Raw genomic sequence first — 10,288 nt, 5'->3', positions numbered from 1 at the left:
AAACCACCTGTTACCGACAGTAAAATAGCTTCAGTCAAGAACCGCACCCAACTATCGGTTTGCGCCAACCCATTGCTCGAGTCTGTTGGCCGACGAGCCACAAGATAGCGATAAATCCCAGCAGGGTCAGCCCGCCGTGTAACCTCCTCGTCGTTGGCGTTTTGACTGCCATCTTCAAACAACTTTCGGCTATGGTAAACATTGCTGACTGCCAGAGCCGCCGTAGACTTATCGATTACCCTAACCCAAGCAGAGGGCTATGACTTCCCTTCTCCGCCCAGCTTGAGCTTTTCTAAATCTTGGCTGAGTGGTATCTTCACAAAAATCTGCGGTGGTGGATGGATCGAGTTGACTCTAGACGTTCGTAACAATTTGACACTTGGATTATTCTGGTCGCGAAGATGATAGCTGTTGCCAGCGCTGAGCTACTTAAATAGCCGCAAGCCGCTGACAGAAAAGCTTTCCTTCTGCCTTCAGCTTTTTGCTTTTAGCTATAAGTTCTTGATTTCGGCCTATCTTGAAAAGAGTTAAGCTCAGCGAATAGTGCATTTGGCGTGGCTAAAACTCAAATACAATTGGGTTCTTATCTATCGACGATCGCTCACCTGCTTTCTCAGCGATCGCTGTTGATCTTTTTAAGTGGTTTGCTCATGGGGTTAGCGCCTGCTCCTCTCAATGCATGGCCGCTAGCTTTTTTAGCTTTAGTTCCTCTCTGGGTTGTTTTGCTCAGCTCCGCCAGCCATGCGGCGACTAGCCAAACCCAGTCGCGCTTTCTGCTGTGGCGCTATCCGCTGCTTTGGGGGCTGGGATATCACGGTTTGGCCTTGTCCTGGATTACTTATTTGCACCCCCTCACCTGGATGGGAATCCCCTGGATAGGCAGTTTAGCGATCGCCCTCTTTGCTTGGGGGTTCATTACCCTTTGGGGGGCAGCGCTGGTGATGATCTGGTTTGGGGGGTTGCGGTGGCTATATTTCGGTTCTAAGTCTTTGCCAATGGCTGCCTGGTTTCGCATTCTGGCCGCCACGGCTCTCTGGTGCAGCCTAGAAACCGTGTGGAGTTGGGGCCCCCTGTACTGGACTTCGCTGTCTTATACCCAAAGCCCTGGTAACTTAGCGTTGCTGCATTTAGGGCAGTTGTCGGGGCAGTTTACCGTAACCGCAGTAATTGTGGCCTTTAATGGCTGTTTAGCCGAAGCTTGGGTCAGCCGCAGGCAGGCTTCATCATCCCAACCACGACTGCTGATTTTAGCAGCGACTGGCCTGATGCTAACAAGCTATCTAGTTGGCTATGGTTTAAAGTGGAGTGCCCCGGCTGACAATCCCCAGCAGCTTATTCGGGCGGGGCTAATTCAAGGCAATGTTCCCACTCGGATTAAACTTACCCCAGCCGGAGAAAGACAGGCGATCGCCGGGTATACCCAGGGCTATCTCAACTTAGTGAATCAAGGGGTCGATCTGGTGATTACCCCAGAAGGGGCTTTGCCACTGATCTGGCGTCAGCCTGTACCTAGCCAAAATCCTCTGTACCAGGCCGTGTTGCAGCGCCAGGTTCCGCTCTGGCTAGGCACCTTTGCGATCGCAGAAAACAGCAACCCAGTTCAACTCACTCAAAGCTTATTGGCGATCGATGGCAGTGGCAAAACCGTAGGCCGCTACAACAAAGTCAAGCTTGTGCCCTTAGGAGAATATATTCCCTTTGAGTCAATTTTAGGTCGCTTGATCCAGCGACTATCTTCCTTAGAAGGCAGTCTGAAACCCGGAGACAACCAGCAGCGCTTCAATACCTCATTTGGCCCCGTTGCTGTGGGCATTTGCTACGAATCAGCTTATGGAGAAATCTTTCGCCATCAGGTGGCTGGCGGGGGGCAGTTGCTAGTAATGGTTTCAAACAACGACCCTTACCCTCCCTACATGATGGCTCAAGACCATGCTCAAGATGTCATGAGAGCCATTGAGACTGACCGCTGGGCCATCCGGGTTACCAATACAGGCTTATCGGGCATTGTGGATGCCCACGGACACACGCTCTGGCTATCAGAACCCAACCGCTACATGCTTCACGCCGCTTCAGTCTACCGTCGTCGCTCCCAGACTTTGTATGTTCGTTGGGGTAACTGGCTGACCCCAGCCTTGCTGTTGGCGGCGACCTTATGTTGGGTACAGCAGCGCTTCTCGTTGCCAACTCGGTAACCTAGCCACTCATCTTTGTGCGGCGTTAGGCGCGCTACGTCAAACCTGTAAGCTGTAGCCACGCGGTTGAGCCCCTTCCAGGGCTGCCAGTCTTCACAAAACGTTTTTTATTCTGTTTCTGTTCTGTTTCCTGCCTTTTGGCGGCTACCGCTAACTATGGCGGTAACCACCAGCTTTGAGACACTTTTATGGCTGAAAGCCGTGCTTCTGGCTGTATGGCTGCTAGATTAGTTGGCATAGAGCACAATTGGCTCATCCGGCTCAACCACTACCACCTGATCAGCCGTTAAATTGCCTACGGCTACACCCGCCGCTGCGCCGCCCAAAACTTCACCTAAATCAATACCGCCTAAGATTTCGCCTAAAACAGCGCCTCCTGCGGCTCCAATTGCCGCGTCTTCTGCGATCGCCCCCCCTGAGGTATCCCGTGGGTCTTTTTGATCGTCGATCACATCTGATGTGGCATTGAGACGATAGGTTTGGCCTTCGACAATGGCGGCAGTCGCTATGTAGCGTAAGCCGTCATCACCTGCGGGCTGATAGCTTCCTTGAATAAGGCTACCGACTGGTAGATACAGCCCATCAATCGTAACCGCCCGCTCCACTTCTAAATCGTAAGCATAACTGCGGTCTTCATTGAGATAAAGCGTCTCGCTTTGGGCGCTGGTAGTTTCGATGGTATTGGTTTGGGCAATCAGCGTTTCTGTGGCTGGTTGAGCGCTGGCAACCGGAGCGGTGAACAAAATTGCTAACCCTGCTGAGCCTGTCAGCAAACACTGCGTTAGTGAAGATTTTGATGGCGAATTTGGGTTAAAGAATTGCACTTTTGGGTTACTATTTTCTACTGTTCTAATTGTTACGAAATCTGTAGATTTTCAACTCCCTCAACGGGTAGAATTTGTCTTATCTAAAGAATGAAAAATAAAGGAATAAAAGGCTAATTTGGCTTTCACTTGGCAGAGGGGTAGCAGCATAGCTACAGTGCTGAGCAGCCAGGGTTAGCTACAGAGCCGCAGTTTTTTCACGAGCGATCGCGCCCACGTTCGCTTTTACTGTCTCTAGGTAGTCAGAGGGCGCTAGCTGAATCATGAGTCCTCGCTTTCCGGCAGAAACAGCAATTTGATCAAATTGGTGGATGCGCTCATCGACAAAAACAGGGTATTGTTTTTTACAAGCCAGCGCGGTTACCCCCCCGCGAATATACCCGGTAAGGGGTTGCACCTGCTTGAGGGGTACCGTATCAATCTTGCGATCGCCTGAAAGCCGCGCCAAAGCTTTTAGGTCAAGCTGCGTATCAGCGGGGATAACGGCTAAACAAACGCCTGTGCGATCGCCTGTGGCTACTAGCGTTTTAAACACTTGTGCAGGCGGTAAACCTAACTTGGCAGCAATGTTTTCTGCTTCCAGGTTATTGGGATCAACTGCATACGCTAAAAGCCGATAGGCAATTTGGCACGTATCTAGAACACGAACGGCATTGGTTTTCATCAGTAACTTTCGTAAAAATTGTATAAAGGTTGTTTGGGAATTCCGGAATCCGACCCGTCTAAGCAGAATCCCTAGATAGAATTAAATGAGTGAGGGTTACGAACCATGAAGTGGCTCTAGGAGACAGTTCTACCTGGGCACACTGAAGAAAAAGACGGAAGTCAGCGGTTCTAAAGTCTTAGCTGAGCTTGGGGAGAGGGTGCAACAGTCAAAGTCCGTTCCCCGTTTACCATTCAACCCTATGTTTGTACTAGATACTGACTACACCATTCACTACCGCATTACTGAGTCTAAGGGCAGTTTCAAGCTGGCCTTTTGGGAACCTGCACCCCGCAACGAATACCGGACTCAACCCTACCTCTTTATGGCTAACTATGTTTTGCGCTCCATAGAAGAGGCGCGAGACATTCTTAAGCAATACATTCTCATGAGCGGGGCTAACAGCTTGCCTAGCACCGAGCTACCTAACCACGGTAAAATTCGCATTTTCCCTCATCCCACTTGGTCAGGTCAGGAATTCAGCATCGTCGAAGAAAAGCCTCGTAGCGCTTAATTCCTCCCATTTCTGCGGTCAAACCGATTTCAGTAAAAGCAGTTACCAAATTTGTAACCCAACCAGAAACCTAAACAGGCTATGAGACAACGGTAAAAGACAGATTTCTATTCATGTCTTTACTACTTAAAAGCACTGGTTGGAGATTATTCAATGCTAAAACAGTCTACTCGTTTGGTCTGGCCTAAGTCTCTCAGACCCCGTCCTACCTTTTGGCTGGCGCTGGTTAGCCTGGGTATTATGAGCTGTGCGTATCCCCATCCCTTGTTGGCTCAGGAGCAAGCAATGCGGATTTTGACGGTTACAGGTGAAGGGAGCGAAGATGTTCAGACCACGCTAACCCAAGTCACAATGGGGGTAGAAGTGCAGGCTGAGACTGCCGCTGCAGCTCAAGCAGAAGCAGCTCGCCGCTCCTCGGCTGTGGTCAATCTACTGCGATCGCGCAATGTAGACAAGCTAGAGACAACGGGCATTCAGCTCAACCCTGTCTACGACTACAGCCGCGAACAGCAGCGCATTACAGGCTATAGCGCTGTCAATCTTGTGAGCTTTCGCCTCTCAACGGAGCAGGCAGGGCAACTACTAGACGAACTCGTCGATGTTGGCGCTACCCGTATCGACAGCCTCCAGTTTATTGCCGAAGATGCGGCACTCTCTGCCGCTCAGCAAATAGCTTTAAGAGAAGCAACCCAAGATGCGCAAACCCAGGCCAACGCCGTCTTAGAAACGCTAGATTTTACGGCTGAAGAAATTGTAGGCATTCAGGTTAACCAAGCCAGCCAACCCGCACCGCTACCCTACGCCGCTCAAGCACGGCTAGAAGCCAGCAACTCAGATCAAACCCCAATCGTCGGCGGCGAACAAACGGTTAGAGCCACCGTAACGCTACAAATTCGCTATTAGCGATCGGTTTTTCATGATTACACTTTGCGGACAAGGCACTCAAAACTCATCATTCTCATAATTACTGGCCATCGGCGCTTCATTATCTCGGCGAGAGCCAAGTAAATCTAGCCGATCGACCTTAATAACAGGGCGTGACCGGGCAACCCCTGTAGAGCGATCTTGCCAGCGATCGAACTTGAGTGCCCCCGTAATTCCGACCAAACTGCCCTTGCGAACATAGTTGGCCGCAATTTCAGCGGTACGACCCCAAAGCTCTAGATTGAACCAATCCGGTTGATCAGTGCGACTAGTCGGACGGTTGACAGCCAACGTCAGACTGCACTTCACACTACCCGACTCAAAGTAGCGCACATCGGGATCGCCTCCCACGCGGCCAACCAAAGTTACGGTATTCAAAGTCATATACTCAAGATTATCCGTGCGTAGTCTAATAAAGCTACTGACAAACGCTCAAAAGACAAAAATTATCCCTGATAACGCCTTTCAGCAATGAATTGATTAAACAATTGCAGCTCTGCAATTCCCAGTTTAGATCATAACTTTAGGGCTTTTCCTTAGCGGTCGAGCTTCTAAAATAACGGCTCTCAAGCCAAAATTTGCTAACATGCATGCCACTCAGCAAATCATTTTGATTATCCGTGAATGGATTCAATCTGTTCAATTACAGCCACAGATGGGGTTAGTTTCTTTTGACCAGAGAGTTTCCTTGACTAGACGCCGCGATACGAAACGTAATAGAATCCACTTCGACCAACTTCTCAAGCACCATGCTGGAAGTTTTTTATTGAAATCGCTCGTTTTGGGGGCATTGTAGGCTAGTGGGTCTTTTTGATCGCTTCTCCTTTTCCCGTGATATGGGTATTGACCTAGGAACTGCCAATACCCTCGTTTATGTGTCTGGCAAGGGGGTTGTTCTGCAAGAACCCTCGGTCGTCGCCATAGATCAGAATGACAAAAAACCGCTTGCCGTCGGTGAAGAAGCTAAGAAAATGCTAGGGCGTACCCCTGGCAATGTCGTAGCCCTTCGACCTCTACGAGACGGCGTCATTGCTGATTTTGACACCGCTGAGCTAATGCTCAAGCACTTCATTCGCCAAGTGCATGAAGGGCGAACCCTGGTTTCTCCCAGAATTGTCATTGGTATTCCCAGTGGGGTGACTGGCGTCGAGCGCCGAGCAGTGATGGATGCTGCTGAGCAAGCGGGTGCTCGTACAGTTTATCTAATTGACGAACCCGTCGCCGCTGCCATCGGGGCTGGGCTACCTGTTGCAGATCCCACTGGCAACATGATTATCGACATTGGCGGGGGCACCACCGAAGTTGCCGTCCTGAGTCTGCAAGGCACAGTTCTGAGTGAATCCGTCCGTATTGCTGGAGATGAACTTAGTGAGTCGATCTCGCAGTACATGAAAAAGGTTCACAACCTCGTGATTGGTGAACGTACTGCTGAAGAAATCAAAATCAAAATTGGCTCAGCTTATCCCACTCCAGATGATGGTGAGCTGATGATGGACGTTCGCGGCTTACATCTGCTTTCTGGTTTGCCCCGGACGGTCACTATCAAAGCACCCGAAATTCGCGAGAGTATGTCTGAGCCATTGTCCGTTATTATCGAGGCGGTCAAACGCACGCTAGAACGGACGCCGCCTGAACTAGCTGCTGACATTATTGATCGCGGCATTATGTTAGCGGGCGGTGGCGCGCTGCTACACGGCCTAGATACGTTGATTAGCCACGAGACGGGCATTGTTGTGCATGTGGCTGCCGATCCACTCAGCTGCGTCGTCTTGGGCACAGGTCGAGTTTTGGAGAACTTCAACCAGCTTGAGCGCGTCTTCAGTGGCCGTTCTCGCAGTCTGTAACGGTAGGTAAGCAAAGCTTCTATGTTTGTACTGCGTCGCTGGTGGGATCGATATGCACTACGAACCGGATTTATTGTGCTGGCAGTGGGTTCTGCCTGGTTTATCCGGCAGACTCAAGGTGCCGCCGTTTACGAAATCTATCAGTGGATGACACGCCCGCTTCAACCTGGCTTGACAAAACCAGAGCAGATTGAAAATGCTTACATCCTGGAGTTGCAAGAGCGCATTATTGAGTTAGAAAATCAAAATCGAACGCTCAAGGATCTAGTTGATTCGCAGGATGCAACCCTAGAAGCTGGCGTAGTGGCGGCTGTTATTGGTCGTAGTGCCGACCACTGGTGGCAGCAAGTGACCCTTGCGAGAGGGAGTCAGGCTGGGATCCGGGTAGGGTATGTGGTCACTGGGCCGGGAGGACTCGTCGGCAGAATTGTCTCCGTCACGCCCAATACCAGTCGGGCCTTGTTGATTAGCGATCCGACTAGTCGGGTGGGGGTGAAGGTGAGTCGTAGTCGGGCTATGGGCTACATGCGGGGACAATCGAGCAACCGGGTTGTGATGGAGTTTTTTGATAAGCTGCCGGATGTCAAACCGGGAGATGTGGTGACGACCTCTTCCTATAGCCGTCTGTATCCCAAAGATGTTCCCATTGGCCGGATTGAATCTTTAGATTTAACAAAAAGTCCGGCTCCAGAAGCGGTTATTCAACTGTCTTCTCCTATCAGTGCGCTGGAGTGGGTGATGGTACATCCTTTTGAGCCAAAGCTAGATACTGACGAACCGGGTGCCAACCTCACCGAAAACTTAGAAAACTCTTCATTTTGATTTGCATGACTACCTCAGGCTCTCTCAGCCCTCGCAGTCTCCGGACTCGGCGACTTTTGAACAGTGCGGTCACCGTAGGTTCGGTTTTGCTGTGTTTGCTATTGCTGCCAACTCGAGTTCCGGGTATGGAAATTTTGGGGGTAGGGCCTAACTGGGTATTGATGTGGGTCGTTGCCTGGAGCGTTAAGCGCACAGCTTTTGAAGGCGCGATCGCTGGACTGAGTTTGGGTCTGCTTCAAGATGGAATGACCGCTCCCCACCCGACGCATGCCTTTGCACTCATGCTGGTGGGCGTTTTGACGGCGCGGTTACAGAAGCAACGCTACATCCAAGAAGACATTGTATCGGTTGCCCTAATTGTGTTTGGCATGGCGGTAGTGGCTGAGACAGTAACGGCTATTCAAATCAGCTTGCATAATTTAGTGCAGGCCGATTCGCTTTATCCTCCTCTTTCTCAGGTTTGGGTATATCACCAGCGCGTAGCCCTCAGCTCAGCCATTTTAAGCAGCCTCTGGGCACCCGCAATTTATTACCCGCTCAACCGCTGGTGGGAAAAGCAGGGCTTGGTAGAACCAACCTAGGCAGACGACTTATGATTCAGCCCGTTTTGAGCAATCTGGGTTAAGGATAAACCGACTAAGCTTGCGCTTAGATAACCTCTTCCTAAGACACAGGCGCTATGGCATTGATTTTGCTCAATACCTATGTCAGCAGATGCTAACCTAGCAAGTGTTTTAGGCGGGTTGATAGCTGTAGGCACAGGCGTTGAAACACTTCAATTTCTGAAAGCCTTTGGTAGCAAAGCTTTCCTTCTGCTTTTGCCTTTAGCTATAGCGTTGTTATGGATTGATCAAGGGTTTAGATCTTATGGTTTCTCCTGCCATCGTTTTACGCCGATGTCGATTGATAGGGGCAGCGGCAGATGACTGGGTTGATATTGCGATCGCCCAGGACAAAATCATCGCGATCGCGCCTCAGTTTCCGGCACAGGCACCTACCGAAATTGACGTCGCGGGGCAACTCGTCAGCCCACCCTTTGTCGAATCTCACATCCATCTTGACTCGGTGCTAACGGCTGGGCAACCCCGCTGGAATCGTAGCGGCACCTTATTTGAAGGCATTGAGATTTGGCGCGATCGCAAGCAAAATTTGAGCCGCGAAGATGTCAAAGCCCGAGCGATCGCTGCGCTGAAACAACAGGCCGAGCAAGGGGTTCTTTTCGTCCGTACCCACGCCGACGTAAGCGAAAAAAAATTGATCGCCTTACAAAGCCTGCTGGAAGTGCGCGAAGCCGTCAAAGACTGGATCACCCTACAAGTTGTGGCCTTTCCCCAAGATGGCATTTATACCAGTCCCGGCAACGAAGCCCTGCTGGAAGAAGCTCTCAAATTGGGGGCAGATGCCGTTGGGGGCATTCCTCATTACGAACTGACGCGAGAAGATGGCGTGCGCTCAGTTCATCGCATTTTTGAACTAGCAGAGAAATACAATCGCCTAATCGATATTCACTGCGACGAAATCGACGACGACCAATCACGGTTTTTAGAAGTCGTCGTCGCCCAGGCGATTCAAACTGGGATGGGGCGGCAGGTCACCGCTAGTCACACCACCGCTTTTGCCACGTATAACAACGCCTACGCCCTCAAACTTATGGGCTTTCTTCAGCGAACAGCTATCAACTTTATTGCCAATCCGCTGATTAACATTACCCTGCAAGGCCGTACCGACACCTATCCTAAACGGCGTGGGGTCACTCGGGTCAAAGAACTGTGGCAAGCCGGACAAAACGTCAGCTTAGGGCACGACTGTATTCAAGACCCCTGGTACAGTTTGGGCACTGGCAACATGCTAGACGTAGCTTGGATGGCTGTCCATGTCTGCCAGATGACGGGTACCGACGAAATCAATGCCTGTTATGACATGGTGACTCAGCAGGGAGCCAATACTTTATCGCTCAATGAAGCCTATGGTTTAGCTGTCAACAAACCCGCTAATATAATTATTCTCGACGCTAGCGATCGCTACGAGGCTATTTGTCGGCGTCCGGTCGTGCGCACAGTCATCGCTCAGGGGCAGATTTTGGCTCAAACTCAACCCGCCATTACCCAATGGAAACGATAAATTAATCTCATTAGCTCGACTAGGTAATCAAAACCATCAAAGGGGGTAACACCCCTCAGGCGGGATTAAAGCAGGTGTAAATATAATTTGACATCGCCTTAAACATACCGTGAAGTCTACTGAGTTTTGGCGGGGCGACCCTGCTGTTCGCGTCAGAATAAACTTACGAACTCAACAATTTTACTCATCCAAAAGCAGTCAGTTAGCTGCTATAAGGATGGATGAAGGTCGGACTCAGGTAAAACATTCGCGATTTAGCTATTTCCATTTGGAACTTAGCTACACGGCTTTCTTTGCAGATGGCTTGTTGCTTTCAATGAAGTCTCAAGTCAGCATCTATCACT

At 50.4% G+C, this 10,288-nt stretch carries 11 protein-coding genes; 7 read left to right on the top strand and 4 right to left on the bottom strand.

The genetic code is table 11. The annotated features are described in order from the left end of the window. Nucleotides 1–182, bottom strand: a 182-nt coding sequence (locus tag ACTS3T_RS14250; RefSeq protein ID WP_462935226.1) for a hypothetical protein, incomplete at its 3' end; no start/stop codon positions are given. Nucleotides 183–554: 372 nt separating this feature from the next. Between ACTS3T_RS14250 and lnt the strand changes: the two genes are divergently transcribed. After that, nucleotides 555–2,192, top strand: coding sequence for an apolipoprotein N-acyltransferase (gene lnt, locus ACTS3T_RS14245; RefSeq protein WP_377960562.1), 1,638 nt, complete (start codon nt 555–557; stop codon nt 2,190–2,192). A 227-nt stretch (nt 2,193–2,419) separates the two neighbouring features. On the opposite strand, the gene ACTS3T_RS14240 is transcribed toward lnt, so the two are convergent. Beyond that, nucleotides 2,420–2,935, bottom strand: coding sequence for a hypothetical protein (locus ACTS3T_RS14240; protein WP_462935225.1), 516 nt, complete (start codon nt 2,933–2,935; stop codon nt 2,420–2,422). Nucleotides 2,936–3,194: 259 nt separating this feature from the next. Continuing rightward, nucleotides 3,195–3,680: a Cys-tRNA(Pro) deacylase gene (gene ybaK / locus ACTS3T_RS14235; protein WP_377960558.1), complete on the bottom strand. Its 486-nt coding sequence runs from the start codon at nt 3,678–3,680 to the stop codon at nt 3,195–3,197. 241 nt (nt 3,681–3,921) lie between these two features. Between ybaK and ACTS3T_RS14230 the strand changes: the two genes are divergently transcribed. Next, complete coding sequence (locus ACTS3T_RS14230) at nt 3,922–4,233, top strand: hypothetical protein (RefSeq protein ID WP_377960556.1); 312 nt, start codon at nt 3,922–3,924, stop codon at nt 4,231–4,233. Between the two features lie 153 nt (nt 4,234–4,386). Continuing rightward, on the top strand, nt 4,387–5,136 hold the full coding sequence (locus ACTS3T_RS14225) for an SIMPL domain-containing protein (protein ID WP_377960554.1): 750 nt from the start codon (nt 4,387–4,389) through the stop codon (nt 5,134–5,136). A gap of 39 nt (nt 5,137–5,175) precedes the next feature. Here ACTS3T_RS14225 and ACTS3T_RS14220 read toward each other — a convergent pair whose 3' ends face one another. Then, nucleotides 5,176–5,541, bottom strand: a complete 366-nt coding sequence (locus tag ACTS3T_RS14220) for a single-stranded DNA-binding protein (protein WP_377960552.1) — start codon at nt 5,539–5,541, stop codon at nt 5,176–5,178. Between the two features lie 416 nt (nt 5,542–5,957). On the opposite strand from ACTS3T_RS14220, the gene ACTS3T_RS14215 reads away from it, so the two are divergent. The 4 genes from ACTS3T_RS14215 (at nt 5,958) to codA (ending at nt 9,944) form a co-directional block, all read left to right on the top strand. Continuing rightward, on the top strand, nt 5,958–7,001 hold the full coding sequence (locus ACTS3T_RS14215) for a rod shape-determining protein (protein ID WP_377960550.1): 1,044 nt from the start codon (nt 5,958–5,960) through the stop codon (nt 6,999–7,001). A 21-nt stretch (nt 7,002–7,022) separates the two neighbouring features. Then, nucleotides 7,023–7,823, top strand: coding sequence for a rod shape-determining protein MreC (gene mreC / locus ACTS3T_RS14210; protein ID WP_377960548.1), 801 nt, complete (start codon nt 7,023–7,025; stop codon nt 7,821–7,823). 5 nt (nt 7,824–7,828) lie between these two features. Beyond that, entirely contained in the window at nt 7,829–8,404 is a 576-nt protein-coding gene (mreD, locus tag ACTS3T_RS14205; RefSeq protein ID WP_377960546.1) for a rod shape-determining protein MreD, read from the top strand. 286 nt (nt 8,405–8,690) lie between these two features. Continuing rightward, the gene (gene codA, locus ACTS3T_RS14200) at nt 8,691–9,944 is read left to right on the top strand and encodes a cytosine deaminase (protein WP_377960544.1); all 1,254 of its coding nucleotides are present in this window, start codon (nt 8,691–8,693) and stop codon (nt 9,942–9,944) included. Nucleotides 9,945–10,288 lie beyond the last annotated feature (344 nt).

Source organism: Almyronema sp., assembly GCF_052168255.1.
Classification (GTDB): domain Bacteria; phylum Cyanobacteriota; class Cyanobacteriia; order Phormidesmidales; family Phormidesmidaceae; genus Sphaerothrix; species Sphaerothrix epifaneia.
Note: the sequence above shows the minus strand (reverse complement) of the source record. Positions and strands in the feature narration are given on the sequence as shown.